At 71.0% G+C, this 25,868-nt stretch carries 19 protein-coding genes; 4 read left to right on the top strand and 15 right to left on the bottom strand.

Features of this window, described 5'->3' with window-relative positions; translation table 11 throughout:
* The first annotated feature begins 1 nt into the window (after position 1).
* Both BAW75_RS00595 and BAW75_RS00590 read left to right on the top strand, forming a co-directional pair.
* Positions 2-1,318: a glycosyltransferase gene (locus BAW75_RS00595; RefSeq protein ID WP_104112261.1), complete on the top strand. Its 1,317-nt coding sequence runs from the start codon at positions 2-4 to the stop codon at positions 1,316-1,318.
* A complete protein-coding gene (locus BAW75_RS00590) occupies positions 1,315-2,505 on the top strand; it encodes an acyltransferase family protein (RefSeq protein ID WP_104112260.1) in 1,191 nt (396 codons plus the stop codon). The genes BAW75_RS00595 and BAW75_RS00590 overlap by 4 nt, the downstream gene beginning before the upstream one ends.
* A gap of 65 nt (positions 2,506-2,570) precedes the next feature.
* Here BAW75_RS00590 and BAW75_RS00585 read toward each other — a convergent pair whose 3' ends face one another.
* The 8 genes from BAW75_RS00585 to BAW75_RS00550 form a co-directional block, all read right to left on the bottom strand.
* Positions 2,571-3,911 (bottom strand): cytochrome P450, encoded by a 1,341-nt coding sequence (locus tag BAW75_RS00585; protein ID WP_158629871.1) that lies wholly within the window; start codon positions 3,909-3,911, stop codon positions 2,571-2,573.
* Positions 3,912-4,062: 151 nt separating this feature from the next.
* Positions 4,063-5,718: a glycoside hydrolase family 43 protein gene (locus tag BAW75_RS00580; protein WP_187692950.1), complete on the bottom strand. Its 1,656-nt coding sequence runs from the start codon at positions 5,716-5,718 to the stop codon at positions 4,063-4,065.
* Between the two features lie 285 nt (positions 5,719-6,003).
* Positions 6,004-7,446 carry a pectate lyase family protein gene (locus BAW75_RS00575; protein ID WP_043322973.1) on the bottom strand — a complete coding sequence of 481 codons (1,443 nt, stop codon included), beginning with the start codon at positions 7,444-7,446 and terminating at the stop codon, positions 6,004-6,006.
* A gap of 61 nt (positions 7,447-7,507) precedes the next feature.
* On the bottom strand, positions 7,508-9,157 hold the full coding sequence (locus BAW75_RS00570) for an RICIN domain-containing protein (protein WP_104112259.1): 1,650 nt from the start codon (positions 9,155-9,157) through the stop codon (positions 7,508-7,510).
* Positions 9,158-9,195: 38 nt separating this feature from the next.
* Positions 9,196-10,689 carry a family 43 glycosylhydrolase gene (locus tag BAW75_RS00565; protein ID WP_104112258.1) on the bottom strand — a complete coding sequence of 498 codons (1,494 nt, stop codon included), beginning with the start codon at positions 10,687-10,689 and terminating at the stop codon, positions 9,196-9,198.
* 38 nt (positions 10,690-10,727) lie between these two features.
* Positions 10,728-12,182, bottom strand: a complete 1,455-nt coding sequence (locus BAW75_RS00560; protein ID WP_104112257.1) for a family 43 glycosylhydrolase — start codon at positions 12,180-12,182, stop codon at positions 10,728-10,730.
* Between the two features lie 254 nt (positions 12,183-12,436).
* Positions 12,437-12,889: an OsmC family protein gene (locus tag BAW75_RS00555; protein WP_064445493.1), complete on the bottom strand. Its 453-nt coding sequence runs from the start codon at positions 12,887-12,889 to the stop codon at positions 12,437-12,439.
* A gap of 9 nt (positions 12,890-12,898) precedes the next feature.
* Positions 12,899-13,696, bottom strand: coding sequence for a TIGR02452 family protein (locus BAW75_RS00550; RefSeq protein WP_104112256.1), 798 nt, complete (start codon positions 13,694-13,696; stop codon positions 12,899-12,901).
* Between the two features lie 190 nt (positions 13,697-13,886).
* Between BAW75_RS00550 and BAW75_RS00545 the strand changes: the two genes are divergently transcribed.
* Both BAW75_RS00545 and BAW75_RS00540 read left to right on the top strand, forming a co-directional pair.
* Positions 13,887-16,256, top strand: coding sequence for a NucA/NucB deoxyribonuclease domain-containing protein (locus BAW75_RS00545; protein ID WP_104112255.1), 2,370 nt, complete (start codon positions 13,887-13,889; stop codon positions 16,254-16,256).
* Between the two features lie 11 nt (positions 16,257-16,267).
* Positions 16,268-16,978: a hypothetical protein gene (locus BAW75_RS00540; protein WP_244205979.1), complete on the top strand. Its 711-nt coding sequence runs from the start codon at positions 16,268-16,270 to the stop codon at positions 16,976-16,978.
* 132 nt (positions 16,979-17,110) lie between these two features.
* Here the strand turns inward: BAW75_RS00540 and BAW75_RS00535 are convergent, their stop codons facing one another.
* From BAW75_RS00535 to BAW75_RS00505, 7 genes are read right to left on the bottom strand one after another with little or no spacing between them, the layout of a single operon-like run.
* Entirely contained in the window at positions 17,111-18,391 is a 1,281-nt protein-coding gene (locus tag BAW75_RS00535; protein ID WP_167435505.1) for a sensor histidine kinase, read from the bottom strand.
* Positions 18,391-19,062 (bottom strand): response regulator transcription factor, encoded by a 672-nt coding sequence (locus tag BAW75_RS00530; protein WP_104112254.1) that lies wholly within the window; start codon positions 19,060-19,062, stop codon positions 18,391-18,393. The genes BAW75_RS00535 and BAW75_RS00530 overlap by 1 nt, the downstream gene beginning before the upstream one ends.
* A gap of 52 nt (positions 19,063-19,114) precedes the next feature.
* Positions 19,115-20,383, bottom strand: a complete 1,269-nt coding sequence (locus BAW75_RS00525; protein ID WP_104112253.1) for a cation:proton antiporter — start codon at positions 20,381-20,383, stop codon at positions 19,115-19,117.
* On the bottom strand, positions 20,380-21,714 hold the full coding sequence (locus BAW75_RS00520) for a cytochrome P450 (RefSeq protein WP_104112331.1): 1,335 nt from the start codon (positions 21,712-21,714) through the stop codon (positions 20,380-20,382). The genes BAW75_RS00525 and BAW75_RS00520 overlap by 4 nt, the downstream gene beginning before the upstream one ends.
* Complete coding sequence (locus tag BAW75_RS00515; protein ID WP_104112252.1) at positions 21,711-22,784, bottom strand: alpha-hydroxy acid oxidase; 1,074 nt, start codon at positions 22,782-22,784, stop codon at positions 21,711-21,713. Before BAW75_RS00515 ends, BAW75_RS00520 begins: the two co-directional genes overlap by 4 nt.
* A 1-nt stretch (position 22,785) precedes the next feature.
* Positions 22,786-24,351, bottom strand: a complete 1,566-nt coding sequence (locus BAW75_RS00510) for an NAD(P)-binding domain-containing protein (RefSeq protein WP_104112251.1) — start codon at positions 24,349-24,351, stop codon at positions 22,786-22,788.
* 11 nt (positions 24,352-24,362) lie between these two features.
* Positions 24,363-25,850 carry an HAL/PAL/TAL family ammonia-lyase gene (locus tag BAW75_RS00505; RefSeq protein WP_104112250.1) on the bottom strand — a complete coding sequence of 496 codons (1,488 nt, stop codon included), beginning with the start codon at positions 25,848-25,850 and terminating at the stop codon, positions 24,363-24,365.
* Positions 25,851-25,868 lie beyond the last annotated feature (18 nt).

Genomic DNA, 25,868 nt, shown 5'->3' with positions numbered 1-25,868 from the left:
CATGCCTGCCCCGAACACGTTCCACATCGGACTGGTGGTCCCCGACTACACCGGTCAGCTCAGCCCGATGGCGACGCTCGGCAGGGAACTGCTCCGACGCGGCCACCGGGTCACCCTGGTCTCCCTGCCGGACGCCGGGACGAGGTCGTTCACGGCCGGGTTCGCCTTCGCACCGATCGGCGAGCGCGAGTTTCCGGTCGGCACACTGGCCCGCTTCTCCGAGGAACAGGGCCGGCTGACCGGTCTGGCCGCGATCCGTTTCATCGTCCGCGGTTACGTACGGGAGGTCGAGGTCCTCCTGCGGGACCTACCGGGGCTGGTGCAGCGGCACGGCATTGACGCGCTGCTGGTGGACCAGGTCTACGGCGCGGGCAACTCCGTCGCGGAACACCTCGACCTTCCGGTCGTGAACGTCTGCAACGCGCTGGCGCTGAACACCGAGCCGGGTGTACCGCCGTTCATGACGGCGTGGCCGTACCATCCCTCACTGCTCGCGCGTGTGCGCAACATGCTGGGCGACCAGGTGATCGCCTGGGTCATCCGGCCGGTGGTGCAACGGATCAACGAACGTCGGGCCGCATGGGGCCTGCCGCCGGTCAAGGGAGTCAACGACGGCTCGGACCTCGCCCAGATCACCCAGCAGCCGCCGTTCTTCGACTTCCCGCGCACCCGGTTGCCGGACACGTTCCACTACACCGGGCCGTTCCATGACGAGGACAGCACCGAGCCGGTGTCCTTCCCGTGGGAGAAGCTCGACGGTCGCCCGTTGATCTACGCGTCGATGGGCACCCTCCAGAACCGCCTCCCGCACATATTCCGGGCGATCGCCCAGGCGTGCTCCGGACTCGACGCGCAACTGGTCGTCTCCCTCGGCAGCACGGATGTCGAGCCGCCGGCCGACCTGGCCGGCAACCCGATCGTGGTGCGGTACGCACCACAGCTCGACCTGCTGGCGCGGGCGTCCCTCGTCATCACGCACGCCGGAATCAACACCACGCTGGAGTCCCTCGCCCACGGCGTGCCGATGGTCGCGCTACCCGTGGGCAACGACCAGCCGGGCGTGGCGGCCCGGCTCAAGTACCTCGGCGCGGGCGAGTTCATCCCGGTGCACAAGGTGACTCCGGGGCGGCTTCGTGCGGCCGTCGACAGGGTGAGCGGCGACCCCGCCTACCGGGCGAAGGCCCAGCACTACAAGCGCAGGATCGCGGAGTTGGACGGCGTACGGCGCGCGGCCGACATCGCGGAGCAGGCGTTCCGGACGCGCCGGCCGGTACGCCGACAGGAGTTGTCCGACACCACGGAGGGTGGCCGCCGATGACACAGCAGGCGGGCCGCATGGCCCGGCAGTTGCCGACGCTCAACGGGTTGCGGGGGATCGCGGCCGTGACGGTCTTCTTCTCCCACACGACGTTGTTCGGCTTCTTCGCCGACGGCCGGATCGACGACTGGTGGTTCGCCGTCCTCAGCCGGACCGGCTCTGCCGCCCTCGGCTTCTTCTTCATCCTCAGCGGCTTCGTCCTGACCTGGTCGGCTCCGGAGCACGAGCCGAAGCGCCAGTTCTGGCGCCGCCGGGCCGCCCGGATCCTGCCGAACCATCTGGTCGTGTGCGCCGTGGTCGTCGTTCTCATGGTCCTGATCCGGGGCGGCGCGCCGCTGTGGCCGACGCTGGCGAACATCACGCTGGTGCAGAGCTGGATTCCGGACGAGTTCATCTTCAACGGAATCAATCCGCCGAGCTGGTCGCTGAGCTGTGAGATCTTCTTCTATGCGTCGTTCCCGTGGCTGCTCGCCGGTTTCCGGCGGCTCTCCGCCGCCTGGCTCTGGTGGATCGCCGGTGGCATCGTCGCCGCGATGCTCGTCGCCCCCGTCGTCTCCACGGCGTTCCTTCCCGCCGAGCCGACGTACACCTATGCGGATGCGGCATTTCCGCAGTTCTGGTTCGTGCAACAGTTTCCGCTGATCCGGATGCTGGACTTCCTCCTCGGGATCGTCATCGCCCGGCTCGTCATGCAGGGCCTGTGGTTCCGGCTGAGCCTGCCCGCCGCCGCACTTGTCACGCTGGCCTTCTACGGCGTCTCCGAGGTCGTGCCGCTGCTCTACTCGGTCGTCGCGGCGATGGTCGTCCCGCTCGCGCTGCTGGTGGCCGCCGCAGCCCGGGCCGACGTCGAGGGGCACCGCTCACCACTGCGCGGGCCGGTCGCCGGCTGGCTGGGCGACACGTCCTTCGCCTTCTATCTCATCCACATCCTGGTGCTGTACGGCGCCGGCAACATGTCCGCGAACGGCTTCGGTGTCGCCGCTGCGCTGGCCGTCATGGTCGGCGCCTACCTGGTGACGCTCGGCCTCGCGTCGCTGTTGCACGTCAGCGTGGAACGGCCGATGATGCGCCGGTTCGCCAGGCCCCGCAGGCGTGCCGCCGATCCCCGGCCCGCCGCGGTGACTGGCGCTCCACCAGCCGTCGAGGCGGTGCCCGCCGCGAAGGGCGAAGGGTCGCGGGTCACGTAGCGACCGACCCTCACCGGAGCCGGACGCGCCCTGGCTGACCCCGTCGGATCAGCCAGGGCGCCGGTTCACCGGACGGTCAGCGTGGCCCGGACCGCGCCGGCCGGACGCAGAGTGACCATCGGTACGAGCTCCAGCCTCTCGTCGCGCGTGTCGACGCGATAGCGGGCGAGCAACGCGCTCAGCAGTACGGTCATCTCCAGCAGCGCGAAGTGTTCCCCGATGCAGCTACGCGGCCCGCCACCGAAGGGGAAATACGCATAGCGCGGCCGCTCCTGCCGGCCGAGGAACCGGTCGGGCTCGAAACGCTCGGGATCGGGCCAGAACTCCGGGTGCCGGTGCGTGACCCAGGGAGCGAGTACCACCTTGGTGTTGGCGGGAATCCGGTGACCGGAGACGACGACGTCCGTCTCGGACATCCGCTCCATGCTGTACACGGGCGGGTACAGCCGCATGCCTTCCAGGACCGCGGCCCGCACCAGTTCCCCGTCGCCCGTGGCGGCCTCGGCCGCGACCCGCTCCTGCACGTCGGGATGGCGGCCCAGCAGGTGCATGGTGAAGGCCAGCCCGGCCGAGGTCGTCTCGTGGCCGGCGAGCAGGAACACCAGGACCTGGTCCCGGATCTCCTCGATGGACAGCGCCTGCCCGGTCTCCGGATCCTCGGCCGCGAACAACCGGCTGAGCAGATCCTCCTTACCCTCCCCGACCGCCCGGCCCTGTCGATCGGCGATGATGCGGTCGACGATTTCGTACTGACTCGCGCGTACCTGCCCGATCCGGCGTGCCCGCGGCGTCGGCCAGCTCAGCGGCAGCTTGACCACCTGCAGGGCGCGCGCCAGCGCGAGGTCGCCCAGAATCGGCATGAGCTCCTGCAGACGGGGCACGACCTCGTCGATGTCGTCGCCGAACAGCGCCCGGCCGACGACACGCATGGTGTAGCGCTGCATCACCTGGTAGAGGTCCACGACGGATCCCGTGGTGAGCGCCATGTCGTCGGCGACGCGGGCTGCCTCCTCGGTCATCAGCTCGGTGTAGCGGGCCACCCGGCGCGGCGTGAACAGCGGTTGCAGCGTCCGCCGCTGTCGCAGCCACCGGTCTCCGTCGCTGGTCAGCAGGCCCTCTCCGATGAACTCGCGGAGGATCTCGTACGCGCTCGCGCGGCGGCTGAACACCTGCGGCGTGGTGAGGACCTGGTGGATGCCGTCGGGGTGGTGCACGTTCACCACGTCCATGCTGACGGCGCGCGGTCCCTGGGGCAGTCCGACGTGGTACGCCACCACGTCGCCATACGTGTGGAAGCCGTCCAGAATCGTGCCCAGCAGGTCGCGGCGCAGCGCCGGCAGCATGCCGAGGAGCGGATGCCCGGCCGGACCCGGCACGACGGCGGCCTTTGACAATTGCGTCGTCACGATGATCCCCCGTTCGATCGATCGACGTACGTCGACCATGTTTCCACGTGCCGCGCCGAGACGTCGACCGACCGGGTGCGCAACGCGACGCGGCCGGGCGCGGACGCCGGGGACGGCGCACACACCCGGCCGCGATCAGGCCGGCCACTACTCACCAGGAGCGGTACGAGGCCCAGTCGAAGTCCGCGTATCCGCCTTCGGCGCCCAGATCCTGTACCCACAGGCCGACGAACGCGCCGGTGAAGCCCCAGCCCTCCGGCTCACCGTCCACGAGCGTCGCCGCGTACTCGTCGGACAGGATGGTGGCGTCCAGTTCCGCCGGCAGCCCGATCCAGTGCGCCGCGCCGGCTGGTTGATAGGCGAACGTGACACGGGGACCGTCGAAGGTGACCCGCAGCGTGATCTCCCCCGCTTCCGGCAGTTCGACGCGGCACGCGTCGTGCATGGCCCGCCGGCCGTTGTCGGACGACATCACCTCGAGTACCGGCCGCCCGTCGTCGTCGGCGGTCACGTAGGCGAAGTGCCAGTTGCGGGTGTTGTAGTAGGCGGTGACGCCGGCGAGCTGGCGGTAGTTGGCCGGCTCGAAGCGCATGTGCGCGGTCAGCTCGCACTGCTGCGCGGTCACACGGCGCGCGACCAGGCTCGGACGCTGGCGGCCGACCGGCGACTGCCCGCCCTGGATCCGCAGGTACGACGGACGCGACGTGAGGTCCACCCAGTCCGCAGTGGCGGGGCGGCGCAGCGTCGACCACTCCGGGCCGAGCACCGGCCCGGTGAAGTCGTCCCGGTCCTCCGTCGGATCCTCTGCCGGCTCGGCTTCGCCCGGCACCGGCACCGTCACCGCCGGTACCCCGCCCTCGATGCGCGGCCACTCCCCCTCCGGCCACTGCACGGCCTGGATCGCGGTCTCCCGGCCGAGCACGCACCGGCCGAGTGGGGTGTACGGCCGGGCGGTCAGGTGCGCCAGGTACCAACGCCCGTCCGGCGTGGACACGAGACTGCCGTGGCCGGCCTTCTGCAGCTCCAGCTCGGGACGACCGTGCGAGGTGAGCATCGGGCCGGCCGGATCGACCTCGTACGGCCCGAACAGGCTACGCGAGCGGGCCACTGTCACCTGGTGCGTCCAGGACGTGCCACCCTCCGCGGTCACCAGGTAGTACCAGCCGTCCTTCTGGTACAGGTGCGGCCCTTCGGTGACGCCGACCGTGGTGCCGTGGAAGATGACCCGTTCGGCGCCGACGAGGCGACGGGCCTCACGGTCGTACTGCTGGATCTGAATGCCGGCGAACCGGTCGCGGCCGGGCCGCCAGTCCGCGGTCATCGACAGCATCCAGGTCGTGCCGTCCTCGTCGTGGAACAACGCCGCGTCGAACCCGCGCCCGTGCAGCACCACCGGATCCGACCAGGGCCCGGCCAGGTCGGACGCGGTCACCAGGTAGTTCTGGGGATCCCAGTACCCGCTGGCGAAGCTGGCGACGTCGGCGTAGAGGAGATGGAATTCGCCATCCACATAGGACAGATCGGGCGCCCAGACGCCACAGGAGTCACCCGCTCCGGTGAGGTCGAGAAGACGCCGCTCGGTGAGGACGCCGCCGAGCGGGCGCCAGTGCACCAGGTCGGTCGAGTGGTGCAGGCGGACACCCGGGTACCACTCGAAGGTCGACGTCGCGATGTAGTAATCGGTGCCGACGCGCAAGATCGACGGGTCGGGGTTGAAGCCGGGAAGAACCGGATTTCGGATCAGACGGCCGCGCACCTCGCCGCCGTGGGGCCCGGCTGTTTCGGGGCTCTTTGTTGCGGTCGTCATGTCGCTTCTCCGTAGCGGTAGCTTGTCGAAAGTTTCGGCGAACTTCGATCGCCCGACCGGCACAGACTATCCGTTGAAGCGTTCTAGTGACAATGTCGACGACCAGTACATCTGTGTTCTGTTAGCGCTTTCTGTTTCCGGAACTTCTTCCGATAGTTCATCCCGTCACCCCCTCGGCGGCCCCGCAATGAGAGCCCGGCCCGGCCCTGCTTCCGACGGCTGGGCCGGCCCGAGAAAGCCCGGGCCGGCCCAGCCGGTGACGTGTTGGCGCCAGGCGGCGCGCGGTCAGACGCTGATCCGGCCGGCGCCGGCGCCCGCCGTCACGACGGACTTCACGTCGCAGGCGGCGTCCATCGTGTACGGGTACGGGATGCCGGCGACGCTGCCTCCGGCCTGCCCGGCCCCCGAGTTGACGAAGCAGTTGTTGCGTGCGACCAGGGATCCGGGGCCGGAGGAGCCCTCGCCCCGGTGGTAGGGGTCGGCGGTGTTCTCGAAGTAGTTGCCCTCCACGAGCACCCCGGCGTTCATCGTCGACGCCACGCCGTAGCCGCCGACGTTGCTGTAGAGGTTGTTGTAGACGTGGACCGGGTTGCCGAAGCGCACCCGCGGGTGGCGCTGGTTGGAGCCGTCGAACCAGTTGTGGTGGTAGGTGACCCGCAGGTGCCCGACGTCCTGGCTGCCGTTGTCGTCGCTGTGGCCCAGCAGCATCGACTTGTCGTGACCGTAGACGCGGTTCCAGGACACGGTGACGAAGTCGGAGCCGCGCTTGATGTCGACAGCGCCGTCGTACCCGTTGGTGAAGCTGTTGTGGTCGATCCAGATGTTGGTGGCCGACTGCTCGACGTTTATCGCGTCATCGTTCCAGTTGCGGAAGTTCAGGTTGCGGACGATGACGTTGCGGTCGCCGCTGACGGTGAATCCGCAGCCGGAGATCGTCGCGCCGGCGTTGCCGAGGATCGTCTTGTTGGAGCGGACCCGCAGCATGCCGGAGCAGGAGATCGTGCCGGAGACCCGGATCACCGCGGCGCTGGACGACCCGAGCGCGCTGGACAGGGCGGACGCGCTGGTCACCGTGGTGACGGCGGCGTTGCCGCCGCCGGTGGTGCCGCCGTTCTGGGTGGCCCAGCCGACCAGCCCGGTCTGGGGCGTGCCGGGGCTGCCAGCGCCGATCGGCACCAGTTGCCACTGCTGGTTCCACCCGTTGAGGTCGGTGTACTGGCTGATCCGGGCGCCGTCGGCGGTCGACCGCTCCCAGACCTCCAGGGCCTTGCTGGAGTGCCTGTTGATCAGGCGGACGTAGCCGCTGTCCGAGTCGAGGACCCGGAACTGCTGGTTCGTGCCGTTGAGGTCGGGCCACTGCCGGTACTCGGCGCCGTCGGCGGTGTTCCATTCCCACAGGTCGATCACCTTGCCGCTGTGGCGGGCTCGCAGGCGGTAGTAGCCGCTGCCGGAGGAGACGAACTGGAACTGCTGCCACGCGCCGTCGTTGCGGGACCACTGCTGGATCACCGCGCCGTCGGCGGTCGAGGTGTCCCGGACGTCGAGGACCTTGCCGCTGTTGCGGTTGACCAGCACGTAGTACGCGCCTGTGTCGATGGTCGCGGCCTGGGCCGAGGGCGATGCGACGACCGCGCCGACGGTGCCGACGACGAGGGCGCCGGCGGCGGCGACCACTGACCGCCAGCGGTGCCGCCGGCGCCTTTCGGTGGTGGTGAGAGCCGTTGTCACGGGGACTCCTCCGGTGGACGGTGGTGGTGGGTGGGTGGTGCGGGGGGTGCGCCTGCGGCGCTCAACACCAGGTCAGCGTCGAGTTGACCCGCGTGACGTTGCTGATCGTGTTGTTCGCTCCGCCGCAGGGACTCTGGGTGATGTTGGTGTTGGTGACGGAGAGGTTCTGGAAGCGGATGCCCGAGGAGATCGGGAACTCGGTCCGGGAGGCGATGCGCACCTCGCCGCCGCCGGTCACCGTGCCGGACACCCCGGCGATCGTGACGTTGTAGCAGTTCTCCACGAGGATCGAGTTGTTGCCGGTGTTGGAGATCGTCACCCGGTCGACGACCGCGCCGCCGGACTCCGACACGCAGAAGATCCCCCGGCCGCCACCGGACGCGATCACGGTGCCGACCCGGATGTTCGTCGGGTACGAGCTGCCGATCCGGCCGTTGCGGTTGGCCATCCGGAACGCCGCGTAGCCGGTTCCGGTGCCGGCGCCCTGCGCGTCGACGGTGCCCACTGTGGCGTTGATCGTGTCGTTGAGCAGCAGACCGGAGTATCCGGTGTTGCGCGCGGTGACGGTGCCGATCGTCAGGCCGTCGACGCCGTACGTCTCGACGCCGTGCGCGCCGGTCCCCGACACGTACACGGTGTCGATGCGCACGTTGCGCACCTTGACCGCCCGGTCGCCACCGTGGTTGTCGATCCGCACGCCCAGGCCGCCGGACAGCCGCATGTCGATCTGCCCGAGCGTCAGGTTGTTCACGTTGCGCATGAAGATCCCGTACAGCGGAGCACCGGTGAGCGTCAGATTCTGCACCTCGACGTCGGTGGTGCCGCGGGAGTAGACCGGCGCGTAGTCGCCCGACCCCGAGCCGGTCACGTTGATCGTGCCGCAGACCGCCAGCGTCGTGTACGACGGCAGCGACAACCGCGAGCCCGCGCTCATCGAGCCGGAGCCGCGCACCACCACCCGCTGCTTCGCGGTCCGTCCCGGCGTCAGCGAGTTCACCGCCGCCTGCATCGCGGCGAGCATGTCCGAGCCGGTGTACACGGTCGACGATCCGTTGCGGGCCGTCCAGGTTCCACCGTTCAACACGGCCTCGGCCTGGTACGAGCCGCTGCCGCACCCGGTGGCCGGTGGCGGCGTGGTGGGCGTGCCGGTACCGATCGGGACCAGTTGCCACTGCTGGTTGGCGCCGTTGAGGTCGGTGTACTGGCTGATCCGGGCGCCGTCGGCGGTCGACCGCTCCCAGACCTCCAGGGCCTTGTTGGAGTGCCTGTTGATCAGGCGGACGTAGCCGCTGTCCGAGTCGAGGACCCGGAACTGCTGGTTCGCGCCGTTGAGGTCGGGCCACTGCCGGTACTCGGCGCCGTCGGCGGTGTTCCACTCCCACAGGTCGACGACCTTGCCGCTGTTGCGGTTCTGCAGGCGGTAGTAGCCGCTGCCGGAGCTGACGAAGCGGAACTGCTGCCAGGCCCCGTCGTTGCGGGACCACTGCTGGATGGCCGCGCCGTCGGCGGTCGAGGTGTCCCGGACGTCGAGGACCTTGCCGCTGTTGCGGTTGACCAGCACGTACCAGGCGCTGGTGTCGATGGTGGCGGCCTGCGCCGGCGGCGCGGCCACGCCGATCGCGCCGGCCACCGCCGCCACGAGGGCCAGCACCAGGCCGGCCCGCCGGGGCCGTCGGGCGCCGGGCGGCGACGTCACTGCGGGGTTGAGCATCGTGGACCTCCAAAGGGGGTACGCCGGTTTGCGGGCGCCTACTCCAGGTGGAAGGTGGCAGTGGCCCGGTCGGCGCTGGTGTCCACCGCTTCGAGCTGGAGCAGTCCGTCGCGGTGGCGGACGTACCGGCCGCTGTAGTTCTGCGACTCCAGCGAGAGCGCCTCGGGCGCGGCCAGGCCGGGACGGCGCTGGAAGCTCGCGTCGTTGTCGAACAGGGCGGAGCCGTCGTCGCGTTCGACGTAGAGGGCGAACGCGCGGTGCCTCAGGTAGTAGCCGGGGAAGTTCGTGGACTCCAGCGACACCGATCCGCCGCCGGCGAGGCCGGGGACGATGCGGAACTGCGAGTCGGCCAGCTTCGTCACGTTCGGCTCGACGCGGGCGCGGTAGTCGTAGTGCCGGACGTAGCTCGTCGTCAGGTCGTGTGACCGCAGCCGGACCGGGGTGGCCCCGTCGGGCACGGGGATGCCGAAGTTCGGGGTGCCGTCGGCGTTCCAGTACAGCTTCTGGATCCGGGTCCGCCGGTTCGGGTCGTTGAGCGGGTCGCCGCTGATGTCCCGGTAGTTGCGGTCGTGGTAGACCAGGATGTCGCTCTGCCCGTCGTCGGAGACGGTGAAGGAGTTGTGTCCGGGGCCGTACTGGCCGGTGGCGGCGCTGCTGGCGAACACCGGGGTCGGGCTCTTGCTCCAGGCGGCGGCGTCGGGCAGGTTCGCGCCGGCGGACGCGGTCAGCATGCCGAGGCAGTAGTTGGCGTCGGTGGCGCTCGCCGAGTAGGTGAGGAACACCCGGCCGTTGCGCTGGATCACCGTCGGGCCCTCGGCCACCCGGTAACCCCGGGTCTCCCAGTCGTACGTCGGCACCACCAGCCGGGTCACCGTGCCGGTGATCTGCCACGGGTTGGCGCCCATCCGGGCGAGGTAGACGTTGGAGTTGGTGGAGATGCCGGGTTCCTGCTGGGCCCAGGTCAGGTACCGCACCCCGTTCACGACGAACGTGGAGGCGTCCAGGCTGAACGTGTCCCACGGCGTGGTGATCCGGCCGCGTTCGGTCCACGAGCCGGACAGCGGGTTCGCGCTCGTGTTCTCCAGCACGTACATCCGGATCCGCCACACGTCGTCGGTGCGTCCGGCGGCGAAGTAGACGTACCACTTGCCGTTTATGAAGTGGATCTCCGGCGCCCAGATGTGGGCGCCCATCTCTCCGCTGGTGTGCCGGCGCCAGATCGTCGTCTCCGCGGCGCCGGCCAGTCCCTGGAGGGTGGTGGCCCGCCGGAGCACGATCCGGTCGTACTCCGGCACCGTCGCGGTCATGTAGTAGTAGCCGTCGGTGTGCTTGACGATGTGTGGATCGGCACGCTGGTTGACCAGCGGGTTGGTGTGGTTCACCGCCGGTGCGGCCTGCGCGGGTCCGGCCACCGGCAGGCCGGCGGTCACGGCGATCGCCGCGAGCGCCGCGGCCAGCATCGGCCGCAGGCGACGGCGTGCGGGCGCCGCGCCGGCCCGGTGGGCCGTGCGGAGCAGGTGTCGAAGCGGCATGTGCCCTCCCAGGTGGGCCAGGTATCGGTGGTCCCGGGTCAGTAGACGTAGGGCCAGGCGTCGGCGTCGTAGCCGATGCGGTTGACGCCGAGCAGCGACGCGCCGTTGTCGGCGTAGTAGTGGTAGAAGAGGACGTCGCCGTCGGTGTCGGCGAGGACCGCCTGGTGGCCGGGCCCGTGCACGCTGCCGTGCGAGGCGAGGATCTGGGTGCCGCCCCCGGCGAGCATGTCCCGGCCGGCGCGGTCCAGGAACGGCCCGGTCGGGCTCGCCGAACGGCCGACCATGATCCGGTACGTGCTAGCGGCGCCCTGGCAGCATCTGTCGAACGAGACGTACAGGTAGTACCAGGCGCCGCGCTTGACCAGGACCGGCGCCTCGATGCCGGGGCCGTAGTTCGCGAGACCGTACATGGCGGTGCCGAGCCGGCGTCCGGTGGCCGGGTCGATCGGGATCATCTTGATGCCGGACCAGAACGAGCCGAAGGTGAGCCACCAGCGGCCCTGGTCGTCGACGGTGAGGTTCGGGTCGATGGCGTTGAAGTCGTCGGTGGTCCGCGACTCGACGACCAGCCCCTCGTTGGTCCAGCTCCCGGAGGCTCCGGTGGCGCTGGTGGCCAGGAAGATCGCCGAACGGTTGGAGCCGAAGGTCGACGCCGAGTAGTACAGGTGATAGCGCCCGTTGCGGTACGACAGGTCGGGCGCCCAGAGGTTGCGCGCGCCACCCGTGTACGTGGTGGTCCACGGCGCGCCACCGGGGAAGACGGTGCCCGCGTTGCGGAAGGCCACCCGGTCGGTGGAGGTCTTCAACGCGATGTCGTCACCTGTGTGCGCGACGAGGTAGGTGCCGTCGGGTCGTCTGACCACCGTCGGGTCGTGCACGCCGATGTCGCCGGTGACCCGGCCGGGCTGCGGATAGGCCGGCGCCGGAGTGGTGGGTGCCGGGGTGGTCGGCGTCCCGCCGCCCAGGCGGATCAGCTGCCACTGCTGGTTGCCGCCGTCCAGGTCGGAGTAGCCGGCCAGCCGGCCGCCGTCGGCGGTCGACCAGCCCCACACGTCGATCACCTTGTTCCACTGGCGGTTCACGAACCGCACGAACCCGCCCGCGGAGTCCTGCAACCGGAACTGCTGCGTGGCCGACGACCTGTCGGTGGACTGCACCAGCTGGGTGCCGTCGCTGCCGCTCGGCAGTTCCAGCACCTTCCCGCTGTGCCGCGACCGCACCCTGTAGAAGCCGCCACCGGCGTCCACGAACTGCCACTGCTGCACCGCGAGGTCGTTGCGCGTCCACTGGTTCACCGGCGCGCTCTCCGCCGTCGACCAGTCGTACAGGTCCATCGCCTTGCCGCTGTGCCGGTTCACGAACACGTACGACGCGGTCGTGTCCACCGTCGCCGCCGACGCGGGCGGCACCCCGGCCAGCGCCCCCGCGCCGAGTGCCAGGGTCGCCGAGACCACCACCGCAACCGTCCGCGTCGTCTGAGCGGTTCGTGCCACCGAAACCTCCCGCGCTTGGTCGCTTCCGCTCCCGAGATCACGAGACGGGGCGAGCGATCATGGCAGCGGCGTTACGTCCGGGTTACCAGTCATGTTTTCGATAACATAGACGGCTGTCAAGGTAATCGGGGGGTCAAAGCTTTCCGAAGGCTTTTCTGTGGCCGGATGGCGACCCATGCCGGGACACTGCCTCGGCAATGGTTAGCGTTAACAGACCTGGCGGATCGGCCCGGGTGGCACCGGGTCTCCGGCGGTCACCGAGGCTCGGCCGGGCCCCTGTCGCTCGCGTCCACCATGGTGACGGGGGTGCCCAGCTCCACCGTGCGGGACACGGTGCAGAGCCGGTCGTGTGACTGCCGCAGAGATCGGGGCAGCGCCTCGCGGGCCCGGTCACCGTCCGCGCCGGCCGGAAACGCCACCGCGAAGGTGACGGTGAGGTTCTCCATCCGGTTGCCGGCCTCCGGGTCGCGGATCTTGTCACCGCTCACCGTGACGGCGAACCGGGTCGGTTCGGCGCGCCGGCTGGTCACCAGGTCGACGTCGACGGCGGTGCAGCCGCCGAGCGCCGCCAGCAGCAGTTCCACGGGCGTGAAGGTCGCGTCCTCCCCCGTACCCATCGACAGCTCGCCGCCACGGGCGTTGCGCACGACGTACCTGCCCACGCTGGTGCGCTCGATCTCCACCGACCGGAGCGTGTCCTCACTCATGCGACGAACCTACCGAAAGCGCTCCGCGAACGTGCGGTAGACCGGTGTGCCCGGCAGCCCGTCGCGCACGGCGAACACCACGAGGTCGAACCGGTCGACCACCCGGAGCGCGTCGGCGAACGCGCCGGCCACCACGGCCGGGTCGTTGCGGAACACCCCGCACCCCCACGCGCCCAGCACCACTGTCCGATGCCCGTGCGCGGCCGCCACCTCCAGCACCCGCCGGGCCCGCCGGCCCAGCACCGCCGGCACGTCCGGCGCGCGCTCCGGCTGGTTGCGCACGATCGCGCCCAGGTTCGGCGCCGCCGCGGTCAGGAAGGACGTCGTGTACGGCCGGTCGAGCAGGTTCCCCTTGTCGTCACGGAACACCGGCACGCCCGGGGAGTAGACGACGCGGTCGCTGTAGCGCAGATCCCGTTGCCCCCGGTGGAAGGCATAGAAGTCCGGGGCGGCGAGCAGACAGGGATACAGCGCCGACGAGCGGGCGATGCTCTCCTCCTGCGCCTTCGCCCCGCCCAGGAACCCGCCACCCGGGTTCTTCGCCGACGCGAACACCAGACACGCCGCGCCGGGTCCGAGCCGGCGGGCCGCCTGCAACGTCGACTCGTACGTCACCTCGACGGTGTCGGCGCCGGGCTTCGCGCCGTCCAGGTGGAGGACCTCGTCCGGCAGGTGCTCGCGGGTGCCGTCGACCGCGGCGCGTACCGCCGCTTCGATCGTGATGTCCTCGCCGGCGCTGTTGCGGTAGCGCCCCGACTCGGCGATCGCGACCGTCTGCCGGGCGATCTCGCGGAGACGGCTGCTCATCCGGAACGCCCGTCGATGTCGTGCATGATCGGCAATCTAGGCAGCCCTCACCGCGACGGGCAACCGATTAGTGACCTCCGCTCCGGCCACGTCGCCTGGTGCGACCGGGCGACGAGGGGCCACCACGATGGACCGCGCCTTGCTAATGTCCGCCCAACCATTGATTGGCGTCATTCATACGGGGGTAGGCATGGCCAACCATGGGCACGACAGGCATTTCAGCAGATTCTTACGAGCTACGGCGCTCGCCGTCTCGCTCATCCTCCCCGTCGGCCTGGTGAGCCAGCCGGCTGCCGAGGCGACTCCGGCCGAGCAACTTCCCGCGTGCGCGGATCCGTCGGTGCCGGAGGACGTCAACCACGCCTCCATCCGGCTCGAAGGGCCGACGACCGGGACCGAGGTCGCGGTCGACGAGCACGGGAAGATCGCTCTCAGCGGCTTCCTGCACAAGAACGCCACCATGGTCGACGTCTCGGTCGGCCGGCTGACCACCACCGACATCACCCTCGGGCCGCCGCCGGCCGGTGTGTCGGACTGGTCGGCGTCGTGGACCGCCAGTCTTCGCCCGGCGGAACTGGGCGAGAACGAGGTGTGCGCCCGCGCCGAACGCGAACCCGGACGCTACGCCCGGATCCTGCGGTCCGTCACCGTGGTGGACCTGCTCCCGCCGAGCGCCGTCCCGGACCTGACCGTCGGCGCGATCACGGCGACCACGGCCAAGGCGACCTGGGGCGAGGCCACGGACAACTACGGCCTTGCCGGGTACGAGATCACCGTCGACGGCGGAACCCCGCACCGGACCACCATCGGCACCCGGTCGTACTCCATCACCGGGCTGTCGCCGTCCACCAACCACACGGTTTCCGTGGTCGCCGTCGACCTGGCCGGCAACAAGTCCGCGACCCGCGCCACGGCGTCCTTCACGACGGCCGCCGCCCCGCCGCCACCGGATCCCGACGCCGACCTGGTCCTCGACCCGGAGCAGGGTGCCGCCACGGCAACATGGCATCCCGACCCCGCAACCGAGACCAGCTACCGCGCCTACCTCGACGGCCAGTTGTACGACGAGTTCTCGCTGACCCACTTCTGCCAGGACGCCGACGGCAATCCGGCGAACCCGTGCACGGCGGGGAACAGCATCGTCCTTCCGATCGGCCCCCTGGAGGAGTACACGCCGTACACGTTCCGGGTCGAGGCGCTACGCGCCGACCGCACGGTGGCCCGTGAGCTCTCCGCCGACTTCACCACCATGATCAATACGGACGAGGTGTCTCCCGCCGCCACCCAGCAGGCGGCAAGCGAAGGCTCTCAGTGCGCCGGGAGCGGCGGAGACTTCTACCTCGCTGCGGACTCGCGTACCAGTGTCACGGTGCCGGCCGGCAGCACGGAGCTGTTCCCGGGCTGCTACACCGTCTCGAACGACAGCTGCCTGGACGCCTTCCTACCGCCGTCCGGGGAGAAGCTCGTCAACTGCGCGGACAGCCTCACCCAGCTTCTCTTCTCGGCGGCACCGCCCGGCCGTGGTCCGGTGATCTCCTCGGTGGACCCGGTCCCCGGTCGCGTCTCGACGCTGTTCGATCCGGGCAATGCGACGATGCCGATCACCTGGTGCGCCCAGAACACCACCACGTGCACGCTCGTGCTGGCGCCTGCCGCGCAGGCCGTCCGGCTCGTCGCAGTCGCGCCCGCTGCCGCCGTCGGCACCTCCTGGGTCGTCGTCGCTCTCTCGGGAATCGGCATCGGACTCGCGCTCTGGGCGCTGCTCGAGATCCTCTTCCCCGGTCAGATCGGCATCCACGGCATCCTCGAGTACCCGATCCGCCACGACACCGACTTCGACACGTTCGAGAACTGGGGCGCGGACGAGGGCGAGTGGTACAACAGCTTGAAGATCTACGCGGAGGTGATCAAGACGACGAAGCTGGTGGCCGACCGGGACGGCATTCCCTTCGCCTGGACCAACGCCGAGGACGGCCGGCTCAAGCGGATCATCGATGCGGCGTGCACCGCCCAGCGTGGCACCCAGGGTACGGCCGGCTGCGACAACGGCTTCGCCGTCTACGTCCCCGGTGGCGTGTCCTACGACCTCCGGCCCATGAAGGAGACCGGGACCCACATCGTGACGGCGATGGGTGACGGTGGATATCCGCAGCCACCGACGCGGGCCCAGTGGTTCTACCCGGCTCGCAGCCAGGGCGGTCGGGCCGCCATCGACGCCGGCTATCCACGCCGGTGGTTCAACACCCATTTCACGCCGAACGAGTGCACCGGGCGCGCGCCGGGAACCGTGTGCGACGAGTTCCCGTTCTGGGTGACCAACCAGGCGGTGAACCTGTCGGGCGAGCGCGCTTCCCTGAAGCCGGTTCCACCGTCGGAGTCGAGCCCGCAGGGCACCGAGATGTCGGCGTTCTTCCGCAAGTGCGAGGTCGCCGACGGAGAGCGGTTCATCGTGCTGCCGGTGAAGCCGTGGGTCGCGGCGAACGGGCCGAGCTTCGGGTTCCGGGTCAGTGAGGGCGGGGCCAGCATGTGCATGAGCCCCAAGCCGGCGGCGGCTCCCTGATGCTCGACGACATGCGCGTACTGCGTGACGCCGTCGCGGAGTACCGTGCGGCGGCGACCGCGGCCGGCCTCGACTGGCCCGAGCACGCCGAGGCACCCGCCGGGCAGCCGCCCGGCTCGGTCTACCGCATCTTCGGCGTGGACCACGTCGCGGAGCAGCTGGCCTGGTTCCAGTCACAGAACTGGCCGCCCCGGCGGCTGCTTCCCAACGGCGGCTGGATCATGCCGTGGCCGGCCGACGGGGGCGAGGAACTCGACACCCTGGCCATCTCGATCGGCACGCCGTTCCCGTGGCGGCACCAGGTGCGCTTGTTCAACTTCGAGCATCTGGTCTACACGTTCGTGCTCGCCGGCGAGTACGAGGGCGAGATCTGGCGTTACGAGTTCACCCCCGACGTCTGGGGTTCGGCTCGTGCCGCCACCAGCCTCGCCGCGCTCTTCACCGGCTGGACGAAGGGGATCGCCGCCGGCGCGGTCGTCCACGATGACCTCAACGGCTGGCTCCAGGTCAGGGAAGACGGGCAGGACGAGGTAGCCGTGCTCCGGGAACGGGTTCCCGACGTCGATTTCCTGACCTTTCCGGTGTATGTGGCGGACGAGTCACTGCTGCGGGCGCGGCAGCGCGAATGCGGGGTCGACATGGACTGCATCGAGCGGGGATTCGACTGCTACGAGGAACTGTCCGACACGGTGCGGGCCACTCGGAGGTCGCTCGGCATCTGACCCGGCACCGCGGGCCGGGGGATGCCCGGGTTCGCACCGGCGATCTCATCCGTCGCTCCGAGCGCACTGGCGGCCAGTGCGCTCGGAGCGACCACGCGGCGTCCCGGTGTGGCGATCCGTCCCGTCCGGCGATCACGTACCGGCGCCGAGCTGCCACATCCGAAGGTTCCTGATCCGCGCGGCCCGACCCGTGGTAGCCGACGATCCCGCCGTGGGAAGGCGCACCGTGAAGCGGGCTCCCCGGCCCGGTTGACCCTCCGCCTCGATTGTGCCGTGGTGGCTCGTGACGACCTCCTGAAGCAGCGCCAGTCCCAGGCCGAAGCGGCGGTCTCCGGCGCCCGCGCCACGGTGGAACCGGTCGAAGATCCGCCGGGCGTCCGCCTGGTCGAAGCCCTTGCCGGTGTCGGCGATCACGAACTCCGCGGCGTTGTCCACCGCCCGCAGCGTCACGGTGATCCGGCCTCCCGCGGGGGTGTGGGCGAGCGCGTTCGCCAGCAGTTCGCCGACGACCCGGCGCAGGGCCGACTCGACACCCGGCACCGGCAGCGGGTCACCCGGGACGTCCAGGACGAGCGTGACCTGGCGCTCGGCTGCCCGGTCACCCTCGGCGGCGACTGTCGTACCGATCAGCGCGGTGAGGTAGAGCGGCGGGTCCGGCTCCCGGTCGGCGGGCGCGGCGGCGAGCCGGGCGGAGAGCAGCAGGTCGTCGACGATCTCGCCGAGCCGGCGCGTGGTGCCGATCAGCCGTTCCAGGTCGTCCAGGTTCGTGGCGGCGCCGTCGTTGCGTGCCCGGCGCGCGATCAGCTGGGCCCGGGTGTGCACCTGGGCGATCGGCGTCCTCAGCTCGTGGCTGGCGTCCGCGACGAAGCGGCGCTGCCGGGTCAGCGCCTCCGCGAGCGGCGCGACGGCACGGCGGCCGACGAGGACACCGGTGAGCACGGCGGCGAGCAGCCCGGCCACCGCCGCGAGGCTGAACGCGAGCAGGAGGTGCCGGCGGTCGGAGAGCTGGAAGCGGGCGTCGAACACCGCCTGGACGACGGTGTCGCCGCGCGCCTCGGTGCGTACGTGGTACGTGGTGCCGTTACGCGCGACGGTGGTGATCTCGGTGGTCCGGTTCGCCGCCACGGTGGCCAGCGTGTCGTGCAACGGGAAGCCCGGTGGCGGCGGGTTCGCGCCGGTGCGCACGGTGGCGCCGTCGTACCGGAAGATCCAACTGCATGCGGGCGGCCCGGCGATCGTCCCGTGTTCCGTGCCCCACGCCAGCTCACGCTGGATCTGCGCCTCCTGGCCGCGGACCAGGACCGCGTAGGAGATGCCGCCGGCCAGCAGGAGCAGGCCGCCGATGGTGAGGCCGACGAGCAGGCCGATCCGTAGCCGGGCCCGTCTGACGATCGCCTTCTCGACCGCCTCCATCAGAGGGTCCCGAGGCGGTAGCCGAGACCGTGCACGGTGCGTACCACCGCGCGGCCGAGCTTGCGCCGCAGGTAGTAGACGTATGTGTCCACTATCGATGCGCCGGCGGCCTCCTCGAAGACCTTGCGGCGCAGCACGGCTCGCGGATGGACGGCGTTCGGCCGGGCCGCCAGCACCCGCAGCAGCTCGAACTCGCGGGTGGACAGCGCCACCCGGGTGCCGTCGGGCAGCACCGCCTCGCGCGGTCCCAGGTCGAGCCGCCCGGCACCGATGCGCAGCACGTCGGTCGGCTCGGGCCGGCGCCGGCACAGCGCCCGGACCCGGGCGCTCAGTTCGTCGAGGTCGAACGGTTTGACCAGGTAGTCGTCGGCGCCCGCGTCCAGCCCGGCGATCCGGTCGTCGACGGTGCCGAGGGCGGTGAGCATCAGGGTCCGGGCCGGGACCGCCCGGGCGCGCAGGCGGGTGACCAGGTCGAGGCCGTCGAGCGCCGGCAGCATCCGGTCGATGACCATCACGTCGTACGGGCGGGTCAGCCCGAGATGCAGCCCGCGCTGGCCGTCGAAGGCCTGGTCGACCAGGTAACCTTCGTGGCCGAGCGTCTCGGTGAGCATCTCGGTCAGATCCGCGTCGTCCTCGACCAGCAACAGCCGGTTCGATGTTCCGCCCCGCATATGTTAACGATCTCATAGATGGTTGACGATGGAAGGGTCAGTACTTGCCTCTTCAACTATCTGAAACCGCCAGCGCGGGCGTCCGTACGCCGTCGGGCTGCCGCGCCTCCCGGCGCTCGATCCAGCTCAGCGCCGGCGTCGTCATCAGCGTGGTGACAAGCGCGACCAGCACCAGCACGGTGAACAGGGCGGGGCTCACGATGCCCGCCTCCAGCCCGACGTTCAGCGCGATGAGCTGCATCAGGCCACGGGCGTTCATCAGCGCGCCGACCCGCATCGCGACGCTCGACGGCTCACCCCGCAGCCGGGCCGCCGCCCAGCAGGCGCCGAACTTGCCGGCGATCGCCGCCGTCACGCAGGCCAGCGCGAACAACAGCACCGGCGGCGAGGCGAGCAGGCCGAACTCCGTACGCAGGCCCGAGTAGGTGAAGAACAACGGCAGGAAGAGCGTCGCGGCGACCGGTGTGAGCGTGTCCACCACCTTGTCGGTGTTGTCGGTGCGCGGCATCACCACGCCGACCGCGAACGCGCCGAAGACCGCGTACAGCCCGATCTCGTCGGTGTACCAGGCGACCAGGAACAGCAGGGCGACGGTGCCGAGCAGCCGGGCGCGGTCGTTGAGGGCCCGGTGGGTCATCAGCGTGGCGGCGGCCGCACGCCCGCCGAACCAGAGCACCAGCCCGAACAGGACCGCTCCGCCCGCGGTGACGATCGCCGGACCGGCCCGGCCGGACGCGACCGCCAGCACGGCGGCCAGCATGATCCAGGCGACCACGTCGTCGATCGCGCCGCTGGCCAGGGCGAGCGTGCCGTGCCGGGTGCCGGCGTGCCCTTTCTCGGTGATGATCCGGGCCAGCATCGGGAACGCGGTGATGGCCAGGGCGACGCCGACGAACGCGGCCGAGACCCCGAGTGACGTCCCGTCGGCCTGGATCGGCACAACGCCCGCCGTCACCAGCACCAGCAGCGCCCCCAGCAGCAGCGGCGCGGTGACTCCGGCCAGCGAGATCACGCCGGCGGTGCCGGCGAGCCCGGTGACCCGATGGCTGCTGAACGCGTACCCGGCCTGGAACATGAACAGCACCAGGCCGACCTGACCCACGATGTAGAGGACCGGGAGCAGGGGGGCCGGGAACAGGGCGTTCTGCACGTCCGGCAGGAGGAGCCCGAGCAGCGACGGGCCGAGCAGTACGCCGGCGAGCATCTCGCTGACCACGGCGGGCTGGCCCGCCTTGCCGAGCAGCCACGCGACCCCTTTGCAGAAGATCAGGATCACCGTGACCGCGATGAAGAACCGTGGCGCCAGCTCCGTTGGTGTCATCGGACAGCCCTCTCGAAGTAGTCGGTGCACAACCGCTGCCGGCGGGCGTCGACCACCATCCAGGTGCCGAACACCAGTTGCCGGATACTGCGGCCCACGTCGGCCCACCGGTCCCGCGACCGCATCGCGGCCAGCCGCAGCCGCCCCGGCGGGGGGCTCCCGACCGGTGTCAGATACGCCGGGCCCCGGCTGGGCAGCGACCGGGTGTGTGAGACGGAGGAGGTCAGCACGTAGCGGCGCAGCACCTCGCGGGTCGCGGCGCGCATCATCACCGGCGCGACGCCGCGGGCCGGGCAGGCGCGGTTCGCGGTGACCCCGTACGGGATGAAGTGCGCGTCGCCGCGCTTGAGCGTCAGCCACCGGTCCGGGTCGAACCGGTCGTCACCGGCGGCCCCACCGCGGTGGAACGCCAGGTAGTTGAAGAGCAGCACCGTTCCGGCCGGCAGCGACACGCTGGTCGCCACCGTGATCGGCGCCGAGGTGATCCGGTGCGCGACGCCGAAGAGCGGGTGCACCCGCAGCGTCTCGTCGATCACCCGGTCCAGCGCGTCGTCACCGTCGAGTCCGCGCTGCACGTCGGGGTGCGTGGCGAGGGCGAGCAGCACGTGCGCCATCGCCTCGGACATCTGCACCACGGCGGTGTTGAAGAACGCGCCCTGGAGATACCAGGCCGTCTCCTGGGCCCCGACCGGCGGCGGCAGCGTCACCGGGCAGGTGCCCGCCTCGATCCGGTCGCGCAGATACCCGGTCAGCCGCTCGCGCCGCCACATGTGCCGCAGTCCGGTGCACTTCAGCCCGCTGACCACGTCGTCGGCGTTGGCGACGATCAGCGCCCGCGCGTGCGGCGGGCACGCCTCGCCGAAGACGAGCTCGTAGTAGACCTCGGCCCAGACCGGCATCATCAGGTCACGCAGCCGGACGTGGCTGGTCCGGTCGGCCGGCAACCGGTCGAGCACCCGCCGGGTGGCGGCGGTGGCGAGAGCGTCGCAGCGCTCGCGGCGTACCGCGAGCACCCGCCGGGTCGTGGCGGCGACGGTGCGGTAGCGCTCCCCCGGCTCCAGATGTTCCTGGTGCATGTGCGGTCCGGGCGCCAGCCAGTACCAGAACAGGTCCGACAGCCCGGCCCCGCGGCTGCGTCCGTCCGCCGCCGGATCGGCGTACACCCGCTCGAAGTGCTCCATGCCGACGACGGGGCCCGGCACCGGAACGCCTTCGACACCGTTGACTCTGACGAACACCCACTCCCGCAGCCGGACCACGGTGCGGGGCAGCCAGTACGGCACGGTCCACCCGATCCCGGCCAGGACCAGCAGGACGATCAGGGCGCTCATCCGCACGCCACCGTGGCGACCAGGTCGTCGCGCAGGTCGGCCGGCCCGGTGACGCCGGCCAGCGTCAGCGTCCGGTCGAGGTCGGCGTGGAGCAGGTCGAGCACGTGGCGTACCCCGGCGGCGCCGCCCACCGCGAGCCCCCACAGCACCGGGCGGCCGACCAGCACCGCGCTCGCGCCGAGCGCCAGCGCCACCAGGACGTCGGCGCCCCGGCGGACACCGCCGTCGAGCAGCACCGGCAGCCGCCCGCCGACGGCCTCGACCACCGCGGGCAGCGCGTCCAGGGTGGCCAGCGCGCCGTCGAGCTGCCGGCCCCCGTGGTTGGAGACCAGCAGACCGTCGAGACCGTACGAGACGGCCAGCGCCGCGTCCGCCGGATGCAGCACCCCCTTCAGCAGGATCGGCAGCGCGGTGATCTCGCGCAGGCGGGCGATCCGGGTCCAGTCCAGCCCGGCGTCCATCTCGATGTCCCGCACCCGGCCGGTCGCGTCGCGCATGTTCTCGCAGCTCAGCCCGGCCGGCAGGTCGACGAAGCCGTGCCGCAGGTCGCGTTCGCGCCGGCCGAACACGGGCGAGTCGACGGTGACGACCAGAGCGCTGCACCCGGCCGCCTCCGCCCGCCGTACCACCGTTGCGGTGAAGTCGAGGTCCGGCTGCGGGTACAGCTGGAACCAGAGCGGCCCGCCGACGGCGGCGATCTCCTCGACCGGGCGGGTGGCCGCCATGCTGACCACCATGATCGTGCCCGCCTCGGTGGCGGCGCGGGCGGTGGCCACCTCGCCCTCGGGGTGGGCCAGCCGGTGGAACGCGGTCGGCGCGATCAGCACCGGCATCGAGATCCGGCTGCCGAACAGGGAGACCCGCAGGTCGCGCCGGGCGGCGCCGCGCAGGACGCGGGGCACCAGGTAGCGCCGGGCGAAGGCCGCCTCGTTGGCGCGCACCGTACGTTCCTCGCCGGCTCCGCCGGAGAAGAAGTCCCAGTGCACCGGGTCCAGGCGGCCCCGCGCGTCGGCGGCCAGCTCGGCCAGGTTCAGCGCCGGACCGTCCAGCGCCGCGTCGAGCGGGCGCATCTCAGCTCTCGGCACTGCTCAGGCAGCTGTCGACGAACGCGACGAGCGGCGCGACATGGGTCTCCGGCCGGTCCCATCGGTTCTCCAGGTTCTCCGCCAGGTGGTGGGTGGCGACGACCCGGCCCGCCCGGTGATGGCGGACGACCGGATGCAGGTAGGCGGCGTCGTGGGCCTGGCCGGCGACGTCCTGGGCGACCCGGTTGACGGTGACGTCGAACGGGTCCACCTGGTCGTGCTCGGGACCGTACTCCAGGGTGACCACGAAGGCGTGCTCGTAGTCGTGGTCGGGGGTACGCAGGCCGGTGCCGGTGAAGTACTCGACGGGCACCTCCTCGTGGTAGCGCGCGTCGGACCCGGCGACGGTGACCACGTCGGCGAGGAAGCCGAACTGCTGCCACAGCGCGGAGGTGCGGTTGACCCGCGCGACGACGGCGTCGGCGATCAGCTCTCCGGTGGCGTCCAGCTTCTCCGCCGGCCACGGCGTGTCCCCGTACCGCCGTTCCAGGATCCGGTGCAGCGCCCGGACGGCGTACCGGAAACCGTGGATGAAGCCGCTCGTCGAGCGTTTGAAGTCCCGCTCCTGGCTGATCGTGCCCGCGAAGTAGAGGCCGGGCACGTTCACCGACTCCCACTCCGGGGTCTGCGCCGGAAAGCGGTCCCGGATGGCGAGTTGCGGACGGCAGGTGTCGTCGAAGATGGACGCGTCGAAGGCGAACCCGGTGCAGGCGAGCACCCGGTCGTACCGCAGCTCCTTGACCACCTCGTCGGCGCGGGAGAACGAGAAGGTCACAGTGAAGCCGTCGCCGTCGCGCTCGATCCGCTTGACGTCGCCGTCGAGGATCGCGTTCGCCGACTTCAGCTGGTAGGTGTCCAGGAAGTTGTTGTTCACCGCGCGCAGGTGTCCCACGTAGTGCGTGCGCCAGGCCATCCGGATCGAACTCGGCCCGGCCACGTGGATCAGCGTGGTGGTCTCCATCAGGTTGTCCGCGGTCTCGAACGCGGAGTTCCCCTTGCCGATGATCAGCACCTTCTGGTCCAGGTAGTCGCGCGGGTCGACGGACATCTCCGCGTACTGCTCGGCGAGTTCCAGGCCCGGGATCTCCGGCCGGTACGGCTGCGAGACGCCGGTGGCGACGACGAGCCGTCGCGCCCGGAACACCTCCTCCCCCGCCCGGACCTCGAACACCCCGTCGACCTTGCCGACCGACGTCACGCGGCAGCCGTACCGGACACGCGCCCCCGTCTTCGCGGCGAAGTCGGCCAGGTAACGGACCATCACGTCGGCGTCGGGGAAGTACCGCTCGGTGTAGCCGGTGAACCGCAGCGCCGGGTCGTCGCTGAGCAGCGAGTTCCAGTCCAGCCGCAGGTTCAGCTCCGGATCGTCGGAGCCGGTGTGCGGCTTGTTGATGGAGATCAGTTGCCGGTGGCGGGGGAAGGTGGCGAAGAACGCCCCCGGTATTCCCGCCTGTTCCAGGACCAGATAGTCGCGCTTGCCGTCGGCCTCCAGCAGGGCCGCGAGCTGCAGGCCGGCCGGTCCGGCTCCGACGATCAGGTAGTCAAGCGTCATGTGCGTCCACCTCAGGAGAAGGAAACGGAGAAATCGGCGATCACGTCGGCGGCGCGCCGCACGTCGGCGTCCAGCGGCCGGTCCGGGTCGATCGGCGGTACGACAGCGGCCACCGCGGCCAGCGCCTCGGCACAGCCGGGCGCGGTCGGCGCACGCGCGCCGACGTACGCCGCCTGGCGCAGTCCCACCGCGAGCGATCCGACGATCAGGTGCAGCAGCCGGGCCTGGTCCAGCGCCCGCAGCGCGGCCTGGGTGCCGAGCGGGACGACGTCCTGGTTGTGCAGGTTGGTCGGCACGCTCTGCATGCTCGCGGGCATGGTGTCCCGGCGGATCTCGGTGATCAGGGCGGTCGCCGCCAGTTGCACGCCCTGGAGCCCGTGCTGCTGTCCCGGGCCGGCGGCCAGCATCGGCGGCAGGCCGCCGTTGCGGTTCGGGTCGACGAGCAGATCCAGTTGCCGTTCGGCGAGGTTGCCGACCTGCGCCACGACCATCGACAGCACGTCGGCGGCGAACGCGGCCGGCTGCCCGAAGAAGTTGCCGCCGTGCACGACGAGGTCCTCGTCGGGAAAGAACAGCGGGTTGTCGGTCACGCTCGCGAGGTCGGCCCCGACGACGGCGTCGACGTAGCGCAGCGCGTCCTCGGCCGCGCCGAGCAGTTGCGGCGCACACCTGATGCTGTACGGCTCCTGCAACGGGCGCGCCCCGGACGCGACGATCCCGGCGCCGACCCGCCGCATCCGCGCGCCCACGTCGACCGCGCCCGGATGGCCGTACGCGGCCAGCAGCCGGGCGTCGAGGAACTGCGTGTCGCTGCCCAGCAGATCGGCGAGCAGGCAGGTGAGCACCTGGACCGCCCGGTGCGCGCAGCGGGCCGCGTCCAGCGCCCGCGCCGTCGCCGCGGTGGTCAGCGACGTGCCGTTGACCAGGGCGAGCGCGTCCCGCCCGTCCAGCGGCAGCGGTTCCAGGCCGGCCCGCTGCAGCGCCTCGGCCGCCGGTAGCCGTACCCCGTCCAGGTAGGCGTGCCCCCGGCCCCGTAACGCCTGGGCGGCGGCGCCCAGCGGGATCAGGTCACCGCTGGCGCCGACCGAACCCAGCCGGGGCACCGCGGGGACGAACGTGGTCGCGAGCATCGCCGCGAGCGCGTCGATGACGTGCGGGGAGACCCCCGACGCGCCCCGGGCCAGCGACGCCGCCCGCAGCAGCAGAGTCGCGCGGACCACCTCCGGGTCGAGTTCCGGGCCCTGCCCCGCGCCGAGGTGGGCGAGCGTGTTGTCGGCCTGGTCGCGCAGGTCGGCGCGGCCCGCGTACCCGACGAGAGCGCCGAAGCCGGTGGTCGCGCCGTACACCGCGCGGTCGTCGCCGAGCACCGCGGACAGGAAGGTACGGGCGGCCGTGACGCGCTCCCTGGCCTGTGCTCCGACCACGACCTTGACCGGGTCACGGGCGGCACGGAGGTCGGCGATCCGCAGTGGGACATCGAGGTCCACCTCTGTCGTCATGCGATCGCACCCTAGAGA

It is taken from the genome of Micromonospora chalcea (assembly GCF_002926165.1).
Taxonomy (GTDB): domain Bacteria; phylum Actinomycetota; class Actinomycetes; order Mycobacteriales; family Micromonosporaceae; genus Micromonospora; species Micromonospora chalcea.
This window is presented reverse-complemented; position numbering and strand designations above follow the sequence as displayed.

Bases quoted from the DNA above. Each gene is read 5' to 3' on its own strand.
- BAW75_RS00595 (WP_104112261.1), top strand. From the start codon at position 2: ATGCCTGCCCCGAACACGTTCCACATCGGACTGGTGGTCCCCGACTAC.
- BAW75_RS00590 (WP_104112260.1), top strand. From the start codon at position 1,315: ATGACACAGCAGGCGGGCCGCATGGCCCGGCAGTTGCCGACGCTCAAC.
- BAW75_RS00580 (WP_187692950.1), bottom strand. From the start codon at position 5,718: ATGACGACCGCAACAAAGAGCCCCGAAACAGCCGGGCCCCACGGCGGC.
- BAW75_RS00570 (WP_104112259.1), bottom strand. From the start codon at position 9,157: ATGCTCAACCCCGCAGTGACGTCGCCGCCCGGCGCCCGACGGCCCCGG.
- BAW75_RS00565 (WP_104112258.1), bottom strand. From the start codon at position 10,689: ATGCCGCTTCGACACCTGCTCCGCACGGCCCACCGGGCCGGCGCGGCG.
- BAW75_RS00555 (WP_064445493.1), bottom strand. From the start codon at position 12,889: ATGAGTGAGGACACGCTCCGGTCGGTGGAGATCGAGCGCACCAGCGTG.
- BAW75_RS00550 (WP_104112256.1), bottom strand. From the start codon at position 13,696: ATGAGCAGCCGTCTCCGCGAGATCGCCCGGCAGACGGTCGCGATCGCC.
- BAW75_RS00545 (WP_104112255.1), top strand. From the start codon at position 13,887: ATGGCCAACCATGGGCACGACAGGCATTTCAGCAGATTCTTACGAGCT.
- BAW75_RS00540 (WP_244205979.1), top strand. From the start codon at position 16,268: ATGCGCGTACTGCGTGACGCCGTCGCGGAGTACCGTGCGGCGGCGACC.
- BAW75_RS00535 (WP_167435505.1), bottom strand. From the start codon at position 18,391: ATGGAGGCGGTCGAGAAGGCGATCGTCAGACGGGCCCGGCTACGGATC.
- BAW75_RS00530 (WP_104112254.1), bottom strand. From the start codon at position 19,062: ATGCGGGGCGGAACATCGAACCGGCTGTTGCTGGTCGAGGACGACGCG.
- BAW75_RS00525 (WP_104112253.1), bottom strand. From the start codon at position 20,383: ATGACACCAACGGAGCTGGCGCCACGGTTCTTCATCGCGGTCACGGTG.
- BAW75_RS00520 (WP_104112331.1), bottom strand. From the start codon at position 21,714: ATGAGCGCCCTGATCGTCCTGCTGGTCCTGGCCGGGATCGGGTGGACC.
- BAW75_RS00515 (WP_104112252.1), bottom strand. From the start codon at position 22,784: ATGCGCCCGCTCGACGCGGCGCTGGACGGTCCGGCGCTGAACCTGGCC.
- BAW75_RS00510 (WP_104112251.1), bottom strand. From the start codon at position 24,351: ATGACGCTTGACTACCTGATCGTCGGAGCCGGACCGGCCGGCCTGCAG.
- BAW75_RS00505 (WP_104112250.1), bottom strand. From the start codon at position 25,850: ATGACGACAGAGGTGGACCTCGATGTCCCACTGCGGATCGCCGACCTC.